Origin of the sequence: Mucilaginibacter metallidurans, assembly GCF_003286435.2 — a bacterium.
GTDB lineage: Bacteria > Bacteroidota > Bacteroidia > Sphingobacteriales > Sphingobacteriaceae > Mucilaginibacter > Mucilaginibacter gossypii.
Genome location: NZ_CP043449.1, coordinates 4540918 through 4561483, shown reverse-complemented (window position 1 = coordinate 4561483; position 20566 = coordinate 4540918). Strand labels below are relative to the sequence as shown.

The 20566-nt window shown below is 43.8% G+C and carries 19 protein-coding genes; 6 read left to right on the top strand and 13 right to left on the bottom strand.

Features of this window, described 5'->3' with window-relative positions:
- Positions 1-9: 9 nt before the first annotated feature.
- Together DIU38_RS19355 and DIU38_RS19350 are read right to left on the bottom strand one after the other, a co-directional pair.
- A complete protein-coding gene (locus DIU38_RS19355; protein WP_112657542.1) occupies positions 10-405 on the bottom strand; it encodes a DoxX family protein in 396 nt (131 codons plus the stop codon).
- A gap of 513 nt (positions 406-918) precedes the next feature.
- The gene (locus tag DIU38_RS19350) at positions 919-1977 is read right to left on the bottom strand and encodes an alpha/beta fold hydrolase (RefSeq protein WP_112657544.1); all 1059 of its coding nucleotides are present in this window, start codon (positions 1975-1977) and stop codon (positions 919-921) included.
- A 330-nt stretch (positions 1978-2307) separates the two neighbouring features.
- On the opposite strand from DIU38_RS19350, the gene DIU38_RS19345 reads away from it, so the two are divergent.
- The 3 genes from DIU38_RS19345 to DIU38_RS19335 all read left to right on the top strand — a co-directional run bounded on the left by DIU38_RS19345 (position 2308) and on the right by DIU38_RS19335 (position 6400).
- On the top strand, positions 2308-4599 hold the full coding sequence (locus DIU38_RS19345) for a GH92 family glycosyl hydrolase (RefSeq protein WP_112657546.1): 2292 nt from the start codon (positions 2308-2310) through the stop codon (positions 4597-4599).
- Between the two features lie 131 nt (positions 4600-4730).
- Positions 4731-5849 carry a Gfo/Idh/MocA family protein gene (locus tag DIU38_RS19340; RefSeq protein WP_112657548.1) on the top strand — a complete coding sequence of 373 codons (1119 nt, stop codon included), beginning with the start codon at positions 4731-4733 and terminating at the stop codon, positions 5847-5849.
- A 284-nt stretch (positions 5850-6133) separates the two neighbouring features.
- Positions 6134-6400 (top strand): DUF4342 domain-containing protein, encoded by a 267-nt coding sequence (locus tag DIU38_RS19335; protein WP_090534028.1) that lies wholly within the window; start codon positions 6134-6136, stop codon positions 6398-6400.
- Between the two features lie 52 nt (positions 6401-6452).
- Here the strand turns inward: DIU38_RS19335 and DIU38_RS19330 are convergent, their stop codons facing one another.
- Positions 6453-7340 (bottom strand): dienelactone hydrolase family protein, encoded by an 888-nt coding sequence (locus DIU38_RS19330; protein WP_112657552.1) that lies wholly within the window; start codon positions 7338-7340, stop codon positions 6453-6455.
- Between the two features lie 331 nt (positions 7341-7671).
- Here DIU38_RS19330 and DIU38_RS19325 point away from each other — a divergent pair, with 331 nt between their 5' ends.
- Positions 7672-8709: a hypothetical protein gene (locus tag DIU38_RS19325; protein ID WP_112657554.1), complete on the top strand. Its 1038-nt coding sequence runs from the start codon at positions 7672-7674 to the stop codon at positions 8707-8709.
- 35 nt (positions 8710-8744) lie between these two features.
- Here DIU38_RS19325 and DIU38_RS19320 read toward each other — a convergent pair whose 3' ends face one another.
- The 7 genes from DIU38_RS19320 to DIU38_RS19290 all read right to left on the bottom strand — a co-directional run bounded on the left by DIU38_RS19320 (position 8745) and on the right by DIU38_RS19290 (position 14197).
- Positions 8745-9347, bottom strand: a complete 603-nt coding sequence (locus DIU38_RS19320) for a DUF1684 domain-containing protein (protein ID WP_112657556.1) — start codon at positions 9345-9347, stop codon at positions 8745-8747.
- A gap of 473 nt (positions 9348-9820) precedes the next feature.
- Positions 9821-10222, bottom strand: a complete 402-nt coding sequence (locus tag DIU38_RS19315; RefSeq protein ID WP_208057779.1) for a nuclear transport factor 2 family protein — start codon at positions 10220-10222, stop codon at positions 9821-9823.
- A gap of 18 nt (positions 10223-10240) precedes the next feature.
- Entirely contained in the window at positions 10241-10780 is a 540-nt protein-coding gene (locus tag DIU38_RS19310) for a carboxymuconolactone decarboxylase family protein (protein WP_090534021.1), read from the bottom strand.
- Between the two features lie 20 nt (positions 10781-10800).
- Positions 10801-11373 (bottom strand): DUF417 family protein, encoded by a 573-nt coding sequence (locus DIU38_RS19305; RefSeq protein ID WP_112657558.1) that lies wholly within the window; start codon positions 11371-11373, stop codon positions 10801-10803.
- A 67-nt stretch (positions 11374-11440) separates the two neighbouring features.
- Positions 11441-12298: a helix-turn-helix domain-containing protein gene (locus DIU38_RS19300; protein WP_091175968.1), complete on the bottom strand. Its 858-nt coding sequence runs from the start codon at positions 12296-12298 to the stop codon at positions 11441-11443.
- Between the two features lie 223 nt (positions 12299-12521).
- Positions 12522-13724 (bottom strand): aminotransferase class V-fold PLP-dependent enzyme, encoded by a 1203-nt coding sequence (locus DIU38_RS19295; protein ID WP_112657560.1) that lies wholly within the window; start codon positions 13722-13724, stop codon positions 12522-12524.
- A gap of 5 nt (positions 13725-13729) precedes the next feature.
- The gene (locus tag DIU38_RS19290) at positions 13730-14197 is read right to left on the bottom strand and encodes a GNAT family N-acetyltransferase (RefSeq protein WP_112657562.1); all 468 of its coding nucleotides are present in this window, start codon (positions 14195-14197) and stop codon (positions 13730-13732) included.
- 91 nt (positions 14198-14288) lie between these two features.
- Here DIU38_RS19290 and DIU38_RS19285 point away from each other — a divergent pair, with 91 nt between their 5' ends.
- Together DIU38_RS19285 and DIU38_RS19280 are read left to right on the top strand one after the other, a co-directional pair.
- Positions 14289-15734 carry an aminotransferase-like domain-containing protein gene (locus tag DIU38_RS19285; RefSeq protein WP_112657564.1) on the top strand — a complete coding sequence of 482 codons (1446 nt, stop codon included), beginning with the start codon at positions 14289-14291 and terminating at the stop codon, positions 15732-15734.
- A 177-nt stretch (positions 15735-15911) separates the two neighbouring features.
- Positions 15912-18194: a histidine kinase dimerization/phosphoacceptor domain -containing protein gene (locus DIU38_RS19280; protein WP_167516227.1), complete on the top strand. Its 2283-nt coding sequence runs from the start codon at positions 15912-15914 to the stop codon at positions 18192-18194.
- A gap of 6 nt (positions 18195-18200) precedes the next feature.
- Here DIU38_RS19280 and DIU38_RS19275 read toward each other — a convergent pair whose 3' ends face one another.
- The 3 genes from DIU38_RS19275 to DIU38_RS19265 are packed head-to-tail and all read right to left on the bottom strand — an operon-like array spanning position 18201 to position 20536.
- Positions 18201-18623: a DUF1801 domain-containing protein gene (locus DIU38_RS19275; RefSeq protein ID WP_112657568.1), complete on the bottom strand. Its 423-nt coding sequence runs from the start codon at positions 18621-18623 to the stop codon at positions 18201-18203.
- Between the two features lie 42 nt (positions 18624-18665).
- Positions 18666-19406 carry a LytR/AlgR family response regulator transcription factor gene (locus DIU38_RS19270; protein ID WP_112657570.1) on the bottom strand — a complete coding sequence of 247 codons (741 nt, stop codon included), beginning with the start codon at positions 19404-19406 and terminating at the stop codon, positions 18666-18668.
- Positions 19403-20536, bottom strand: a complete 1134-nt coding sequence (locus DIU38_RS19265) for a sensor histidine kinase (RefSeq protein WP_112657572.1) — start codon at positions 20534-20536, stop codon at positions 19403-19405. The genes DIU38_RS19270 and DIU38_RS19265 overlap by 4 nt, the downstream gene beginning before the upstream one ends.
- Positions 20537-20566: the final 30 nt, after the last annotated feature.

Here is a 20566-nt window from a genome sequence, read left to right as displayed (position 1 = left end):
CTTAGCATTTTATGCAAGGGAAAGGGCCGTGTGTGTGGCCGGATAAAGTTTACGGAACATCATGTAGGTTACCGTTACCATGATAAATGCAACAATGGCATCTATGGTGGCGGGAAAACCGAGTACAGCGATTTTAGACAAAAAAGCAAATATAATATCGAAGAAAATACCTGCAAATACCCATTCTTTTAATCTAAGCAATCTGTTAGGTGTTAAAAGAACTGCTACTCCCGATAGTTTAGCGACACCAAGGATGTAAATAAAGTGCGGAGGATAGCCCAGTTTTAAGGTGATATCCCACACAAACTGGTTTTTGGTCAGCTCGCCAAATCCGCTTGCTGCAAACCATAATGAAGTCATTGCTGTTCCTATCCAATAGATTGTTTTTACTGTTTTTGTTGTCATGATATGTAGTTTTGAGTTGTTTGATGGCTCAAAATTGTGGCAAAATCAACGGAGATCTAACCACTTTCGGGATGAAGCAGACAAACCGAGCTGCCGGCCGGACAATCCGGGCCCCAACTTGCATATGTCATTGATACAAACTGCTTCAATATGCTAATTGAAGCCTGCCATAAAGCTTTTTGTCCTGTCGATAATGGTTGCAGCGATCCTGGTGATAGGCGTATAAACCCAACACGACGGGGGCGGAAAGACGGGTTTTATCCTGCTGTTAAATGGATTAACATGCAATGCCCGGCCCTAATTTTTTCAATGTTTGAAATGCCCGGGTCAGGCACTTCTTTGTCGGGTTAAAGCACTTGGGCTCAACGATGATTGCACCAGAGGTGCAAAAGGGTTTTAGAAAGGCAGACAGGTGTGAGCATCTGCTTTTAAGTAAACAAAAAAACCAGGATAGGAGATGCGTTTTTAACATTTCCTATCCTGGTTACTGTGTTATTTAAAAAGAGGGATTATTTATCTGGCAAAACTTTCGGCTTCTATAATGGCGTCAGCAAAAGCTTTAGGGGCTTCCTGCGGTAGGTTGTGGCCTACGCCCCCGGTAATAGTATGATGTGCATATTTACCTTTAAAGCGGGCAGCATAATCAGCAGGCTTAGGATGAGGAGCACCGTTGGCATCGCCTTCAAGGGTTACGGAAGGTACAGTTATAGGAGGCGCGGTTGCTAATTTTATTTCCATGTCATCATATTTTGCCTCACCTTGGGCAAGGCCCAGGCGCCAGCGATAATTATGGATCACGATAGCAACATGGTCGGGGTTGTCAAAAGACGGGGCGGTTTGCGCGAAAGTAGCGTCGTCAAATTTCCACTTAGGTGATGCTGTTTCCCAAATGAGCCTGTTAAAGTCACGCCTGTTTGCCTCGTAGCCCAATTGGCCGCGCTCGGTACTAAAATAAAACTGGTACCACCATGATAGTTCTGCTTTGGGCGGCAATGGTTTTTTATTTGCTTCCTGGCTGCCTATCAGGTACCCGCTTACCGAAACCATTGCTTTGCAGCGCTCGGGCCATAATGCCGCCACGATATTTGCTGTACGAGCGCCCCAGTCAAACCCGCCAATAATTGCACGGTCTATTTTCAGGGCGTCCATTAGTGCGATAACATCAGTAGCTATTGCTGCCTGCTGCCCGTTCCTGAAAGTTTGTGCCGAAAGAAATTGCGTTGTGCCGTGGCCGCGCAAATGAGGCACAATAACCCTGTAACCGGCTTTGGCAAGTATGGCTGATACCTCAGTATAGCTATGTATATCATATGGCCATCCATGAAGCAGGATAATAGGCTGTCCGTTTGCCGGGCCGCTTTCTGCGTAGCCAATATTAAGCAGGCCTGCATTTATCTGTTTGATCGAGTCGAAAGAAGCTGTAGAAAAAAGAGTATTGTTTTGCCGTGCCGGTGAATCTGCCTGTTTGGTTTCGGCTTTAAGTATACCGAGACCGCCTAACTCTGCTGCTGCAACTGTTAATGCGGAGATACCAAGAAAGCGGCGACGGCTGAATGTTGTTTCGTTGTTCATGTTTTTCGGATTAGTTTGGTTAATAATTCGCTTTCAGATGCTTTGCTCATCGTCGGGCATAACAAAAGTACACCAGCACCAGGATTATGAAAGTGGTTGATGCATGAACCGGACAAATGGTGACTTCAGTTGGACATATTCACCGCCAGATTTGCCATTATCTGAAATTAGTTGGAAGTGGCAGTGCTGGTTGGAGCGCAGTAACGACTAATCCTTACGTTTTACAGTATGGCCAGGTTGTTTATACCTCATTATTTTGCTCATGCGTGTAACAATTAGCAATGATTGCTGTATTTTGCTGAAATTTTTTTGTTAATACGCTGTCTGAAAATGAAGTTCATCTCCAAAATTGCAAACCGGTTTATTTATATAATTTTCTTGTTGTTTCCGTGGCCGGTTTTTGCCCAAAACCTGGTTAAATATGTACAGCCTATGGCCGGTACAGCTATTGCCACTACAGCTTCCGCACTAAAACATGGACAGGCGGCTGATACACGGTTTGCCAACACTATTCCCGCGGTTGCTGCCCCCTTTGCCATGACACAATGGACACCCGAAACCGAGAGCGGCGAAACCAAGTGCGTACCTCCATATTATTATAAAAACAGCCTGTTCAACGGCCTCCGTGGTTCGCACTGGTTAAGTGGTTCATGTACGCAGGACTATGGCAGCTTTACCATTATGCCCATCACAGGCAAGCTAACAACAGCTAATTATAGTGCTGCATTTAAACATGTTGATGAACTATCGTCGCCGTACCTTTATAGCATCAATCTTAATCAATATAAAGTGAATGCCGCGGTAACATCCACAGAGCGTTGCGGCATGATGCAGTTTACCATGCAGCAGGCCGACAGCCTTTATTTATTGATCAAAGCTAATAGCGATTATCATGAAGGCTTTGTAAAAGTGGATCAACAAAAAGGCGAAATATCGGGTTATAATCCTGCTCACCGTATTTACCAGGGATGGGGAAAAAGCGCAGGTTTCAGCGGTTTCTTTGTGATCAGGTTTGAACGGAGTTTAGGTAAAACGGGCACTTTTGCTGGCGATAAAATATTTATTGCAGATAGCATCAAAAACGACGCAGGTACCGGCATTTATGCCGGATTTAAGCTCAATAAAGGCGAAAAACTAACCATCAGGATAGGCACTTCGTTTACCAGTTTGGAAGGCGCCCGCAAAAACCTGCAGGCCGAGATGCCGGGGTTTGATTTTCATAAGATGGTAGAAAGCAGCAGGTTAAAATGGGAAAAGGCTTTAGGACAAATCAATATTTCAACTAAAAATGAGCAGGATAAACGGATCTTTTATACGTCATTTTACCATGCCATGCAGCATCCGCGTCTTTTTAATGATGTTGATGGCAGATACCCCCGTTTTGCCGGCGATTATCAAATTGAACAATTATCAGGCGGCAATTATTATGATGATTTTTCGATGTGGGATATTTACCGGGCACAGTTGCCGCTGTTTGAGATCCTGAACCCATCTTTAATCAATAACCTGGCAAAATCACTGATTTTGAAAGGTAAACAAGGCGGGTGGATGCCTGTTTTCCCCTGCTGGAATAGCTATACATCCGAAATGATCGGCGATCATACGGCTTCTGTAATCAGTTCGGCATATTTAAAGGGGATCACTGATCTTGACGCTAAAGAAGCTTACCAAATTTTAAGGCATAACGCTTTTGAACTACCCGCCAATCGCGCCGATTATGTAGAAGGCAAGGGCCGCAGGGCATTGGATAGTTATTTAAAATACCGATACATCCCCTTGGAAGATAGCGTACGCGATGCCTTTCATAAAATGGAACAGGTAAGCCGCACAATGGAGTATGCTTATGATGATTACGCGCTGGCGCAATTTGCAAAAGCTTTAAAAAAATCTGCCGATTATACCACACTCACCAAACGGGCAAAATATTATGCCAATGTATTTGATGCTACAAGTGGCTTTGTTCGCGGTAAACATGCTGATGGTACGTGGATATCCCCCTTTGATCCTGATAAAAAGGCGACTTATATTACAGAAGGTACCGCACGTCAATACACCTTTTATGTACCGCAGGATGTACCCGGTTTGGCAAAGTTGATGGGTGGTGCGAAGAAACTGGAACAGTCGTTAGATAGCCTGTTTGAAAAAGGCGAATACTGGCATGGCAATGAGCCGGGGCACCAGATCCCTTTTATGTATAATTACACACCATCGCCATGGAAAACGCAAGCCGCCGTACGCAAGATCCTGGCGACAGAATACAGTGATGGTCCGGGTGGTTTGGGAGGAAATGATGATGCCGGCCAAATGTCGGCCTGGTATCTGTTCGCCGCGATGGGTTTTTACCCGGTAAACCCGGTTTCGGGTGAGTACCTGTTGTGTTCACCTTTGTTTGATAGAATTGCTATCACGCTTCAAAATGGCAAAAAGTTCGAGATCATCTGTCATAAACCGGGCCCCAGATCAATGTATATCCGCTCGGTAAAATTGAATGGTAAAATGATGCCCAATAATTTTATCCGTTATAGTGATATCAGCAACGGCGGTAAGCTCGACATATATCTGAACGATCAACCGGGAAATAACTGGGCAGTTAAACCATTAAATCAACCTAAGGGGATGTGATAAATGCGCAATCCCGCGTTTTTTATTCCTTAACCCAGAAATGTTCATTGGGCAGATTAAGTAAAAATCAGATGACGTAGGTGCAGTTTACCCGGAAATATGTAAATTGTCATAAACCAAAAAACATACCTATGAATTCTCGTCGTGATTTTTTACAAAAGTTGGGCTTATCGGCCCTGGCCCTGCAACTTGTACCATACTCAGGATGGGCGGCAGGAACAGATAAAACTGAACAGGTTTATGACGGCCCGGTATTGCGCGTGGCTATTATGGGACTTGGAGGCTATGGAACCATAGTTGCAGAAGCTATGCGTAAATGTACCAAAGCTAAACTGGTTGGGGTAATTAGCGGAACCCCATCAAAAGTTAAAGCGTGGCAAAGCAAATATGGCATCCCCGAAAAAAATTGCTACAACTATGAGAATTTCGACAACATCAAAAATAACCCCGATATCGACGCGGTATACGTTATTACACCCAATGGCTTGCACCACGATTTTGTGATCAGGGTAGCTGCAGCCGGTAAACACGCTATATGCGAAAAGCCAATGGCCGTGAATGCCAAAGAGGGGCAGGAGATGGTTGATGCCTGTAAAAAGGCCGATGTAAAGCTGTTGGTTGGCTACCGGATGCATTTTGAACCAAAAACACTTGAAGTGATCAGGATGAGGCAAACCGGCGAGTTTGGGAAGATCAGGTTTTTTCAGGGGCAATGCGGGTTTACCATCGGCGATCCCACACAATGGCGGTTGAATAAAAAGCTTGCCGGTGGCGGCTCTATGATGGATATTGGCATCTATGCCATCAACGGATCACGCTATATGACTGGTGAAGAACCGATATGGGTTACCGCCCAGGAAACTAAAACCGATACGGTGAAATTTAAAGAAGGGGTTGATGAAACCATCCAGTTCCAGTTCGGCTTCCCAAGCGGGGCCGTTGCGTCCTGCCTGTCAACCTACAATATGAACAATCTCGACCGATTTTTTCTTGATGGAGAAAAAGGCTTTGCCGAAATGCAGCCTTCTACCGGCTACGGGCCAATTAAAGGCCGCACCCATTTGGGCGAACTTAATCAGCCTGTTACCACACACCAAACCGTACAGATGGATGAAATGTGCGAGATTATATTTAATAATAAAAAGCCCGTTGTACCGGTAAACGGCGAAGAAGGAGTGAAAGACCTTAAAATTATTGATGCCATTTACCTTGCTGTTAAAACCGGGAAGAAGGTGGAGATAAGTGTTTAATATTGTTCGAAGGTAAAAACATACGTATGTGCCGAATTATTTCGGCACCTCACTGGATATTCACGCTTGCCAGGTTTTACAATTAATTCTTGCAGACCTGTCCATCGCTTACTTTGGAAATGGGGGGCCGAAATAAATTCGGCATGACGGTTTTGCTTTTTTTGTAACCCATTGAGAAGCCTTTGCAGTAAGGAAATTAATATTCCACCTGCTATTGGCATATTTAGCCAAACCTGTAACAAGCTGCTGGTATGCTCATCTAAATATAAAAACTTAGAAAAAACATGAGCACCAAAGAAACATTTTCAATTAACGGTGAAGCGTTATTGGGAAAGATAAAAGAGATAATTAACGAAGGTAAAGCCAGCAGGATCACCATTTCAGACAAGCACGGTAAAGAGCTAATGACTTTTCCGTTAAGTGTTGGCCTTTTCGGGATGATCCTGGCACCGGTTTTTGCTGCCGTAGGTACCCTGGCCGCACTGGTTACAGAATGTACTATAACGGTAGAACGGGAAGAGGAAGACAAAGAAGATACCCCCAAAGAATAAGGTATCTTCACAATATGATCCTGCGAAACTAAAGACCTGAAATTTCAGGTCTTTAGTTTAAATTCTCATTAAAAAAATCTATAGTCCTTTTCCAGGCCAGTTCTGCCGCGGCTTTGTCATAACGTGGAGTTGTATTATTATGAAAGCCGTGGTTCGCGTTTTCATAGATATAAGCCTGGTATTTTTTGCCATTCTCTTTAAGCGCTTTTTCGTATGCCGGCCAGCCATCTGTAATCCGGGTATCCAGGGCCGCGTAATGTAGCAACAGCGGCGCTTTAATTTTAGGGACATCCTCAACAGCCGGCTGACTTCCATAAAATGGAACGGCGGCAGCCAAATCGGGAACACGTACAGCCATCATATTGGCAATTCCTCCGCCAAAACAAAAGCCTACAACACCTACCTTACCATTGCAATCCTTATGGTTTTTCAGGTATTCATAGGCAGCTATAAAATCTTCCTCCATTTCGCCTTTATTTCGTTTGGCCTGCATGGTACGTCCTTCGTCATCATTGCCGGGATAGCCGCCAAGCGGTGTTAGCGCGTCGGGTGCAAGGGTAATAAACCCTGCAAGGGCAGCTCTTCTCGCCACATCTTCAATATAAGGGTTTAAGCCCCGGTTTTCATGAACTACCACTATGCCACCCAGTTTCTTCTTTGCATCTGCGGGCTCTGATAACAGGCCTTTAATTGTACCGCCGCCTTTGGGCGAAGGGTAATTAATATAGCCCGATTTTAAACGTGGATCGTCGGATTTTACCTGTATGGCACCCTGGTAATCGGGCATCAGGAAACTCATTAATGCGGTTACGGTAAGGCCGCCCACTGCATACATGGAGAGCTTTTGCACAAATGAGCGCCTGTCGAGGCGGCTATGTGCGTAATCATCATACAGGTCGAACACTTCCTGTTTGATATCTTCTTTGCTGATTTGGTTCATATTTCCGGAGGCTTTGTTCAAATTTACCGGTTAGGTTTTGTTTAGGGTGTAACAGTCTCGTTACCGGTAATGTTTTTTGTGTTGGATTGCGAGAGTTTCTACATGGTATGTTTTTATTTCCTTACAACCTGAAACTATCAGACCGGTAACCACAGACTTTGAAAGCTTATTTTAACCGCCGGGCTGCTTTTTGTTTTCAGAGGTAATGTTTGATTATATTTTTGATTCCGGCGTGATGAAACTTGAACAAACTTGAACCTGTTATGAATATGCGGGCTCCTTCCGCTCTTTTACATTTGTTTACCAGGCAGCATGCCTTGTAGTTTAACTCATGAAACCCACTGCATTAAAATTCTTAAGCTTTATAATATTATTGATTTGGAGCATTCCGCTGAGTGCACAAACACTATATGTAGATGCAAGCCGGGGCAGGGATGATGCCCCGGGTACGCAAAGTGAACCGCTGGCAAGCCTGGAAAAAGCGGTTATCAAGGCAAATACGTTTAGCGGTGAAGAGCCCGTTACCATTAAGATTGCGCCCGGCCTTTATCTCATTAAAAGTGCATTGGCAATTCGTGATGAAAGTAACCGGCAGGTTGCTGAAAAATACACTTTCGAAGCGATGGTCATGCCCGGTGATCCCGACTGGGCACCGGCCAAAATGCCGGTTATCCAATGCGTGGCCGATTCCAATAGGGCTGGTAAATTAAAGCATGCCAGTTCCGCTTTCCAGGTCGCCCGTAATCATGTAGTAATTAAAGGACTTAAGTTCACCGGTAACCCAAACCCCGCATCAGAGTATTATTACGTTATAGAAAGGAGGGACAGCACATTGACCGGGCTGGAAATTTCCCAGTGCTATTTTGTCGGGGAAAAGAATTCTGCACCTATACAAGGAGGGTTCTTTGCCCAGGGTGCCGGTATCCGCGTAGATCACTGTATATTTTATGGGGTAAAAAACGCCGTTATGGTATTCCTCGGGATCAGGGATTTTTCGCTCACTCATTCTATCATTTACGGGGCCTATGAAGGTGCTGTTTGGTACGGCTACGGCCCGAGTTCCAATATGCCGTTTACGTTCAGTGATAATATCGTTACCAATTGCAATTATTTTTGGATAGGTTACCGTGGTGCACATGCTAACTATAAGTTTGCCAATTCGCTCATCTCCCAAAACGCTTTTTATTTGGGCTTTAACGAAGAGGATGTAAAGCCCGACCGGCTAAATAAACCTATAGAACAAAATATCCAAAAAGTTGGAAAAGTAGCCCTGAGCGAAGTACAAACCAGAGGCATACCAAAAGATTACCTGAACCTTTCATCTTCATCACCGGGAGCGCACATCGATGCAGGTATCTTTATAAGGTAAAAACAAATAATGTGCTTGTTTAATGCAGATTTAGATCAATGCCCTTTCCCAAAGTTTTTTTCACCCGCTTCAACAGCCATATCAACCCGGTTTTCGTCGGGAGGTTTAGGGCATGAATAGCCGCTGCTGAAAGCGCAGTATGGGTTGTAGGCTTTATTGAAATCTATAACAATCGAGCCGTTTTTAATGTCTTTGGTGGTAAGGTCGATATAGCGGCCTCCGCCATAGGTTTCAGAGCCGTTTGTAGCATCGGTAAAAGGCAGGAACAGGTAATTGCTGAAAGCAGGGTTTTGCGACAGGGCTATGCTTTTGTAAATGGTTAACTGCATTGGTTTACCCTTAAGCGTAAACGAAAGTTGTGCATAACGTACATATTGGCTACCTGCACCGCTGAAGGTAGGTATAATAAAAGTTGATTGATTAGTCAATAATTCAGCTTTAGCAGTTACGCGGTAGATACTATCGGCATCATAAAACCTTAAAAATTGCAGGTCATCCTGTTTAAGCGGAGATCGCGGGTCTTTTAAAAAATCATCCTTATAATTTTGCCTGAAGGCAGCAATTTGTTCTTTATGAGTTTGTGCAAAACTGTGTTGGCCAATGAAAAAGATAAATAGAAGAACAATGAAATATTTCATGTGTGGTGCAGGGATTAGGCTCAAAGATAACTTAGATACAATTCAAAAAAAAGCGTCATTTGCGAAGCACGAAGCAATTCCAAGCTTCTGTCCCATCAGGGTCTCTCGCAGAGGACCCTGATGTTCCTGACTGTGACGGGAGACAATAACATAACATGCGCCAAACAGGCGTACTTGCTTGGCGAAGACATCAGGATCCTCTACGAGAGACCCTGATGGAACGTAACTTTACGAGCTACAAACCTTTTGCACCTCTGGTGCATCTGTCCTTGGGCAATTAATACATGTTTATTAAATTGTAAAATCCCCCAGAAGGAGAACAGGTTTGTACAAAACGTCACAGCCCTTACCCGAACCCGAGAGTGGTTCAACTTATCAGGATTACCCAATTTGACTATTGATTTTATGGGTAAACTTAAATCTGCGAGAGATCCTGATGGAACACAAATGAGTTTATGATATGCTGTATGACGTTAAATCACCCCTTCAATAAAAAACTTATTGATCCCTTCAACATCACTCAAATGGGTAGTTATCCGGCTAATCTTATTGTCAGTAATATCGCAAACTATGGCTACCTGCTCATCCAGGATCAAATCGCCACGGCTGGCAGTATTGTGAAGCGACAGGACTACACTATCCAATCCGTATAAAATATGGTTAAATTGAACCATTACCCCAAAATCACGCAGCTGACCGGCACGTTTAATCACGGCATCGGCACCAACAGCAGGACCCGAAAGCAAACTTGTTCCCGGCAGGGTCCAGGTAACATCATTGGCAAGGGCCGAGCGCATGAGCTCCCAATCACGATTTTTTAGGCCTGTTAAAAACTTATTGGCTAACTGTCCTTTTACTTCTTCTGTGGTTTTCATGATGAAATGTTTTAGATATTAGTTAAGAGGCTCAGCGGCAGGAAAATCTACCGGAACTTCGGTGTTGGCAAATACGTAGTTAGTGTACACACGTATGGTAATAAAGGCTATAAGGTCCATCAAAGCGGCTTCATCAAAACCGGCTTCGTAAAAGTTATTTACTATGGTTTCATCGCCTTTACCTTTATTTTCAACAATTGATTTGGCTAAACCGATAATGGCATTCAATCTGTCATCAGCTGTATGGCCTCTCCTGATATCAAGGGTTTGTTCTTTAGTAAAGCCGCGTTTCATGGCCAGCATACTATGACCGGCTAAGCAATAGGCACAACCGTTTAACTCAGAAACAATGAGGGCAATGGCTTCCCTTTCTTTGGGGGTAAACACGCTTTTGCTCATGTCATCTTCCATATCCATAAACATTTTAAGTGCAGGTGCCGAATAACCCATGGTGGCATAAAGGTTAGGTACTTTACCAACGCGTTTTGTGAAGGTATCAAACATTACCTGCGCTTCGGCACTTACCTGTTCGCGGGTGGGAACATTTATAGTTTTCATGATTATATTATGGTTTAATATTATTTACTTGTTGTTTTACGTTTTAGATAAAGTTGCGCGGTTTCGCTCATAGTGATGATGGCACCGCCAAGGATCACGATATCTTTAATAACCAAACGACCGCGGCCTGACAGGTATGGGAAGCCCCATTGGTTATCGGTTAAATGTGGTACCCAGCTTTCGGGCGTGGTGACCAGGAAGGAAAGCGTGCCCAAAGTCATGATAAATACCAGGATACTGGCAATCATGCTTGGTATTGGTGCAACTTTATAAAGCGCAACCAATATGCCCAGTGTTACCAGGAAAATACCCAGACCAACAGAAAAGCCATAAGTATTATTTTCGATATGCCATTGGTGGTTGGCAGCAATCAGTTCGCCTTCTTTATTGATGTGTTTTTTGTATTCTGTTGGATGATTGTAAAAGAATGACATCACCGGACTGTTGGCCACAAAGGGTACAACGCCATCGGCTTCGTAAGTGAAAAATTTAAGCCCGCCTATCCAAAGGAATACGACTACGATGCCGAAACGGACTGCTTTTTTACCAAGCTGATCAAGGCCTGCTATGGTATTTATGATTGAAGTTTTCATGTTGTTGTTTTTTGATAAAGCAAAACTACAACGCTATGAGCCCCGCAAACATGGACGAAACGGGGTTTTATTTGTACAAATCCGCGACGATGGAGATGCCTGTTTTATCGCGAAAAGTTTGGGGCGATACTTTGGTGAACTTTTTAAATACCCGGCTAAAATAAAACTCATCCTGGAATTTAAGGTTATAGGCAATTTCTTTGATGCTTTGCCGGGTTAAATGAAGCTGTTTCTTTGCTTCGAGGATAAGCCGTTCCTGGATAAGCTGTGATGGTGATTTGCGAAAGTATTTGGTACAACGCCGGGTTAAATTATCAGAAGATATGGCGAGTAACGAGGCATAATCTGATGGTTTATGCAGGTCAAGATAATGCTGGTTAAGCAACGTCCGGAACTTTTCCATTATTTCATCTTTTTGGGGTTTATCCTCACCGGTACTGATGCCATTTATTTTTATGCTGCTGGCCTTGGCCAAAAAAAGCTGCAGGTAGGCCCGCAATACAATTTCGGATGGTTGCGGCTGCATAAATTCGTCGTTCATCTGCATCAGTAACAGCTCAAACACTTTTACATCCTGCGGGGTAAGCGCAACTATTGGATCAATATAGATGTTGTTAAATAATAACCCATTGCAGGCTACTTCTTCACGGTGGTACTCGATACAATAAAAATCACTGTGAAATTGTAAGATATTGCTTTTTATGGCGCGGCACTCATCTACATAAATAATCTGCAGCGGGGTTGAAAACAACAACACCGGGCCTGTAAAAGGGAATGCCCCAAAATCTGCATGAAAGATACCCGACCCTTCAGGAACGAGGTAAACGGTATATTCAGAAAACTGGGCAGGCGTACATAAAATATCTTCCCGTACATCCTGTAACCCAAGTAAAAATTCGCCTGCTTTATCGCGGATTGCTTTCAATGGCCAATGATTTATGGCACTAATATAAATATACTCTGCTTTTTATAGCGACAACGACTTTTATGAGGCCGAGTTTGCGCTCAAAAATTACAAAACATCAATAGATGCTGCCGTTTGTTGACAGCTTTTATCAAGCGAGTTTAAGCGTTTTTCGCTTGAACTGTAACCCCGCTATTGTTGGTGACAACACCAACAATAGCCGGGGCGCTTAATCGTGCGAATGTTAAACACTCACTCTAACCAACTCCTCTAAAACTCCGTATAAGGTATCAATCTCCTCCTCTGTATTATAATAATGTACTGAAGCCCTTACAATATTGCCCAGTTTGTTTTTGTTCATATAGATGAGGGTTGAAACCGCCTTGCCAACCGATACGTTGATGTGCTTTTCGGCCAGCTTGTTTTTTACCGTTGCGGCCTCCATGCCATCAACCGAAAAAGTTACGATGCCGCATAACTCATCGCCAAAATCAAGAACGGTTACGCCGTTAATATTTTTTAGTTTTTCGCGTAGTAAGCCGGCTAAATATTGCACCCGCTGCCAGGTACGGTCAACACCAATGTTGAGTGCATATTCAACCGCTTTGCCAAGACCAAGTGTTAAGGCGCGGCTTTTTTCATACACCTCAAAACGGCGGGCATCATTGCGCGGTTTAAAATCAGTTTCGGTTACCCAGTGGGTAGTAAAGCCATCCAGGAAAAACAACTTCAGCTTATCCTGAATTTCTTTGCGGACATACAGAAAGCCGGTACCCCTCGGCGCCCGCAAATACTTCCTGCCGGTTACTGCCAGCATATCGCAGCCAATGGCCTGTACATCCAGTGGCACATGGCCCACGCTCTGGCAGGCATCAAGCAGGTACAAAATATTATGCCTGCGCGCTATTTTGCCTATCTCTGCTACCGGGATCATGCCACCTGCGGTTGAGGGGATATGGGTTACGGCTATCAGCTTTGTCCGGTCAGAAATAGCATCTTCCAAAGCCTGCAGCCGGAAATTACCCTGATCATCATTGGGGATTACTTTAAACTCAACACCCAGTGTTTTTTTAGCGTGCAGCAAACCTATCAGGTTGGTTACATATTCCATTTCGCAGGTAATGATCTCATCGCCGGGTTTAAAATCAATGCCGTTAAAGGCAAACCACCAGCCGATACTGGCGTTTTCAACAATGGCAATTTCATCCTTGCGGGCGTTGATGAGTCGGGCTATGAGGTTGTAGGTGTTTTCAAGCTCTTCGCGGTATGTGTACTCGGTTTCGTAGCCGCCGTTTTGCGCTTCTTCGTACAGGTAATCTATCACGGTATCAACCACCACATCGGGGTGCAGGGACGAGCCTGCATTATTGAAGTGGATGGTTTTTGTTGTGCCCCGGGTTTCGGCCCTTAGTTGCTGTACTTCCTGTTCGCTTAGTATATTTTCCATTAGGCTTAGTTATTTGTAAAGTTTATTTCCATCATGATATCCGCCCGTTTGTAGGTGCCCGGCTCAACTGGGATTTCGGTAAAGCCCAGCTTACGGTAAATGTGGATGGCATTTTCAAGCACTCTGTTTGAAAATAGTACCAGCTTTTTTACACCCAGTTCACGCGCTTTATCAATACCGGTTTGACATAGAAACTGACCGGCGCCAGCTCCGCGACTGGCTTTATCCACCGCCATTTTGGTAAGCTCGTAAACACCGTCTTCTATATATCGCAGTGCTACGGTGCCAATAATTTTTTGGTTCGAAGTGATAAAGTAAATGCTGCCGCCTGTTTTAATGATGGCCTCGTCGGGGTTTTCCAGCACCCATTTGTCAAAAGGCTCAACGGTAAAATACTCTTCAAGCCATGCTTTGTTAAACTTTTCAAAATAGGGGGCATGTTGTGGCTGATAATCGATAATCTGTAGTTCCATGTGCTTAATTATTTGATCATTACAAAATAAAAACATCCGGCAATAGAAAAACAGATGCAGTTTTATTAATTTTGAGCATAACAGATTTTGCATGGAAAGCATTGCTCATACCGCGGATTACGAGTTTTTATACGCACAAATTGCAGCCCGGATTGAAAAGCAGATTAAACAAAACCTGCTGAAACCCGGCGACAAGCTGCCGTCGGTAAGGATGCTGAGCCAGGAGCAGGGTATTAGCATGAGTACAGCTTATAAGTCCTATGTTGAGCTGGAAAACCTGGGTTTGATAGAGGCACGTACCAAATCGGGCTACTATGTAAAATACCTGCCCGCCCGTTTTACCAGCGTGCCCGAAACCAAACCACCGCTTAAAAAGGTTAAACAGGCCAGCGTTGCCGAAATGATTGCGATGGTTTACCGCAACATGTCGGAAGACAGCGTTTTGCAGCTCTCGCGCTCATCGCCGCCGCTCAGCCTGATCCCGCTGGCAAAGCTCAGTAAATCCATGATGGAATCTATCCGTAATAGTCCATCGGGTAATATCACTTATGAAAACCCGCAGGGTAATATTGCTTTGCGCAAACAGGTGGCTAAAAACGCCTTTAACTGGGGTGGTTATATTACCGAAGATGATGTGATCACAACGCAGGGCTGCCTGGAAGCTTTAATATTTTGCTTAAGGGCGCTTACCAAGCCCGGCGATACCATTGCCATTGAAAGTCCCACCTATTTCGGGATCTTCAATGTGATGCTTAGTCTGGATTTGAAAGTATTGGAAATTCCGGTTAATCCCGATACGGGCCTCGACCTGGAATATCTGGAACGGGCTATGAATGAAGTGCCAGTAAAAGTATGCCTGTTTGTTACCAATTTTAGTAACCCGATAGGGGTTTGCATGTCCGATGAGCGTAAGCAGCAACTGGTGCGCCTGCTTGCTGAAAAGCAAGTTCCCTTAATTGAGGATGATATTTATGGTGAGATCTATTTTGGAAAAAGCCGTCCGCGCACCTGCAAAAGTTATGATAAGGATGGCTGGGTGATCCTTTGTTCATCGGTATCCAAATCAATAGCGCCCGGTTACCGGGTAGGTTGGTGCATTCCAGGCAGGTTTAAAGAACAGGTGCTGAATATTAAAATGATGCATTCCATAGCCTCGGCCACACCTACACAGGCAGCCATTGGTCATTTTTTTGAAACCGGGCGATATGACCTGCACATGAGGCATTTGCGGAAGGCGTTATATACCCAGTGCCTGCGATATACCCAGGCTATCGCAACACACTTCCCGGCAGGTACAAAGATCAGCAGGCCACAAGGCGGCTATGCGCTTTGGGTCGAGCTGGATAAAAAGGTAAATGCCTTTGAATTGTATCAATTGGCAATAGAGCAAAACATCAGCATAGCTCCCGGCCAGATCTTTAGCGTGGACGGGCGGTTTGCCAATTTTATCCGCATTAGTTTTGGTTTAGCTTTTGATGAGATGGTTGAAGAAAGTTTTAAGGTGTTGGGGAAATTAGTGAATGGCCTTATATTCTGAACTACAACATCACCAAATAAACTTAATTTTTTCTGAATGGCTGATTAGTAATAAATTAGTATTTTATCTATGGTTATGCCAAATAGTTATCTATAAGGCATTTATTGAATTTTTTATTGTATTTTAAGTTCTGTTTTTAAAAGACGGCAGCACGTTTTAATGGTTATCCCCTTTATCATGAAATTTAAATTTTTACTGCTATGTGTTGCTGTTGTGTGCGTGACAGGACAGCTGCGTGCGCAATCTTCAGCCTCGTTGCAATCGCAAATTCAAAAAAGCAAAGCTGATACCGGCAAAGTGAAGCTGTTGCTTGCTTTAAGCCGTGTTATCCTGCTCAAGTCGGGCGCGGGAGCAAAGGAAACAGATAGTTCTTACCGGTTTATGAAACAAGCCGAACAATTAAGCATTCAGCTTAATGATGTTAAAGGGCAGGGGAACACTGCGTTGATGGCAGCAATGATCAGCAATAAAAAAGGCGATCATAAAGCCGGTGCTGCATTGGCCCAGAGGGGGTTTGATTTTTTTAAGTCGATAGATGATTTGCCGGGTATGGCCGAAGCTTATGTCATTATTGGGCAGCATTATGGAAATGAAGGCCAGGACCTGGATAAAAAAATAGCCTATTATCAAAAAGCCATTGATATTTTTCGGCAAGCGGGTTTAAAGGACAGGGAAGCTACAGCTATCGTAGATATGGCCGATCTGCAAAGCATAAAAGGATCATATGATATTGCTGTTAAAAACCTGCGCACGGCATTGGCAATATACCAATCGATAGGGAAAAAAGACCTGGACGGTTTGTATAACCTGCTTGGCGGCTGCCTTACCTTCCAGGGAGATGCTGATAACGCCCTGAAGTATCAGCTGAAAGCGGTGAGGCTTGCCGAAGGTCGCGGTGATACCAGTTTGCAAATGTGTACAATATACAATCGGTTTGCCCTTTCGTACTATACGCTGCATAAATTTGGCGATGCCATAATTTATTTTGATAAGGCTGTAAAAATTGCCCAAAAATATAATGACACAGCTTCAATAGTTGTAATAAACGGTAACCTGGCCATGAGCTACTATAAAATGGAACAGCCCGAAAAAGCGCTTGCACGGCTGCAATTGCTCAAAAATATGAACCTGTTTACATCAACGCAGGAAAGATTTGAAAACTACTATGATTTTTGCCTGGTTTACATGAGGCTTAAACAATATAAAATGGCCAAAATGTACATCGACAAAATGGAGGCGTTAAAAAAAGATGCAGGGGCAAATTATACCGAAATGTTAAGGTCATATATTAATTATTATATAGCCATAGGGCAGTATAATAAAGCGTATCCCTACTTGCAGGAAAATGAAAGTTTTTATCAAAAAACAAAGGTGCTGCCTTTTTTGGCACAGAACCAGCTCAACTGGTTTAAGGCCGATTCGGGGATGGGCAGGTACCAAAGTGCTATTAAGCATTACCAGCGCTACAAAACGCTTACCGATTCGGTTTACCTGGTTAACAATAACAAGCACACCTCCTTTTTGCAAATTGAGTTTGATACGGATAAGAAGAATAAAGACCTGCAACTGCAGGCTAAGGATATACAACTGCTTAAAAACAATGAGCAGTTGCAGCGCAGCCGGTTTTTAGCGGCACAGGCCGATCGTAATTTGCTTATTGGAGGCTCGGTAATGTTGTTGCTTTCGCTGGGGGTTGGTTATAATCGTTATCGGTTAAAGCAGCGCAGCAATGTACGGTTACATGCTCAGCAAAACGAAATTAACAAGCAAAACCAATCATTGCAGTTGTTGAACAGCAAACAGGAAAAATTACTTAATGAAAAAGAATGGTTGCTCAAAGAGGTACATCACAGGGTTAAAAATAACCTGCAAATTGTGATGAGCCTGTTAAGCACGCAATCGGCATACCTGGAAAACAACGCGGCCATCGAAGCCATCACTGAAAGTCAAAACCGGGTGCAGGCCATAGCGCTTATACACCATAAATTGTATAGTGCTGATAATGTGGCCAGCATTTATATGCCATCATACGTAACCGATCTGATCCGCAACCTCACCGATTGTTTTGACTCGGTTACCCGTCGTATCAGGTTTGAGCAGGTGGTTGAACCCATTTATCTCGATCTAACCCAGGCTGTTCCGTTCGGCCTGATACTTAATGAGGCCATAACCAACGCTATCAAGTACGCGTTTAGCAGTGAAGGCGGGCAGATCGTCGTCGCGTTGAACCGCGTAGGCGAAGACGGAGTGATACTAACCATTGCCGACAACGGAAAAGGGCTGCCGGCAGGCTTTGATCTTAAAACAGTAACCTCATTAGGCATGGAAATGATGAAGGCCTTAAGTAAACAACTGGGTGGCACTTTTAAAGTTCAAAATAAGTCGGGTGTTACTATCAGTGTTGAATTTAAAATTGAGAAAGTAAGGCACCATAGCGAGTTAGAAAGCAATTTCTTATAATGATCTTTATTTGCAACGTGTTGTTTCCGCGTTTTTAAATGATTCGTTGAGTAATTGCCTGAGCACAGTATTATCTACATCGGTCAGTTTAACAATATGTGTACAGCCGCCGCTTTGCTTGTGCTTGCCTAATTTTTGCAGCAACTGTTCCTTGCTCTCAAAGCCTGGAAGATAGAGTGTTAAAGAACTTTTACGGGGCGAGAAGGCTATGAGCGGAGCGTCACCTTCACGGCCGCTTTCATATTTGTAATGATAACTGCCAAAGCCTACAATGGCCGGCCCCCACATTTTTGCTTTGTGACCGCTGGCTTCTTCCATCAATTCGCTAAGTTTAAAACTGTCGGCGCGTTTGGTCTCATCCGTAATGGTGTTGATGAAATTGCTTACGCTTGCTACGGTTTCCGTGGTTTTATTGGTGTTTTTGGCCATGGCTTAAGCAGGATAAAGGTTAAAAACGGATATATAAATATATCACGAAAATTTTATTTTATCCCACAGTTTATTAGCAACAACCTGCCGGATCACCTGCTCGCGGTAATTGCGGCTGATAGGGATGCGGTGCTGCCCGATAAAAATATCATTCCCCTCAATACCATCAATTTTGCCGGTTGATACGATGTATGATTTGTGTACGCGGATAAAGAGCTTGCTATCTAAATTTTGTTCAAGGCTTTTGAGGTTAAGCAGCGTGATATATTTGCCTTTGGCAGTAAATATGGTAACGTAATTTTGCATTCCCTCCACGTACAGGATCTCATCAAAGTAAATCTTTTCGTATTTATTACCGCATTTGATAAAGAAGTTGCCTTCATCCGCGTCCGTTTTTGGTGTGCCGGGTTGGGACCAATTGTTAAGCAGGCGGTGATAATCTTTAGCCTTATTGGCCGATTTGAAAAAGCGGTCGAACGTGATGGGTTTCAGCAGGTAATCGAGCACATTGAGCTGGAAGCCTTCAAGCGCATAGCTGGGGTAGGCTGTAGTGATGATCACCATCGGCGGTTTCTGCATGATCTTTAAAAAATCAATACCGTTCATTTTCGGCATCTGGATATCCAAAAATATCAGGTCGATAGCCTGGTGGTCAAGTAGCTTGATCAGCTCGAGCGGGTTTTCGCAGGTTCCTGTCAAGTTCAGAAAATCAACCTCGCGTACATAGCTGGCTAATCCTTCGCGGGCTAAGGGCTCATCATCTATTATTACACAGTTCATCATAGTGAGGCCATTTGAAAGGCTGCGGATGATTGTTCCAGTTCGGTTAAAGTTAATTGCAGGTGTACCTCAAAGCGGTCTCCGGTATTTTGGATCTCCAGCTTATAGAGGCCGGGGTAAATCAGGTCGAGCCGGCGCTTTACGTTTTTCAGGCCGATACCCCCATAGTTCACAAGCCCGGTTCCCGGGTCGTTTGATGCGCTGTTGGCAACATAAAAATCGAGCTGATCGTTTTTCAGTCCCAATCTAATCGCAATCCAGTTAGGGTGTTCCGCGTCTTTGGATACATGCTTAAACGCGTTTTCTACAAAGGTCATCAATATAAAGGGGGCTATGCCTAAATGACCGGGCATCGGTTCATCTGCCTCAAAGGTAACATGCATATTATTGTTTTGCCGAAGCTTTTCCAGCTCGATAAAGTTTTCGAGATAGCTAAGCTCTTTTCCTAAAGAGATTTGCTGGTCGTTGCACTCGTACAACTGGTACCGCAGCAATTCGGAAAATTTGGCCAATGATGCCGATGCCATACCGGGGTTTTTATGGATCAGGAAAAATATGGAGTTGATGCTGTTGAACAGAAAATGTGGGTTAAACTGGTATTTCAGGAATTTAAGTTCGGTTTCCAGTTTCTCTTTTTCGAGCAGCTGCTGGCGGTGCTGGGTTTGCAGCCAGTTTTTGGTGAGTTTGATACTCATTCCCAAAGTCATACTGGCTACGGTAGAAGGGAAGGAGGTATTATAGAAGCTCATGAAATTGCCCGGATCAACGCCAAACATTTTTTTTACTGAGCAGCCTGCAAAAAAAGCACTTAAATAATAGCCGCCGTTAATAAGCGATGATGTGCCGATGATGGTTAGCGAAAGATAAATTACATATTGGGTAAGCCGCTCTTTTTTCATAAACCGCGGCATTAAGAAGTAAAGGTTAAAATATACTGCCAGTGCCTGGAAAACTACATAAGCCAGGATCTTGACACTATAAGCCGAAAAGAACATCGATTTAGCCGCTGCCACAGGGTTAGCCACCGCTATGGTGAACCAAAAATAATGGTATACACACCAAAATGGGATGTGGTACAGCTTGTATTTAAACAGCCAGTTTTGGTTTAATGTATCAACGGATAAACTGTTCATTTCCTTTAATTGTTGAGATGCATGTCATTC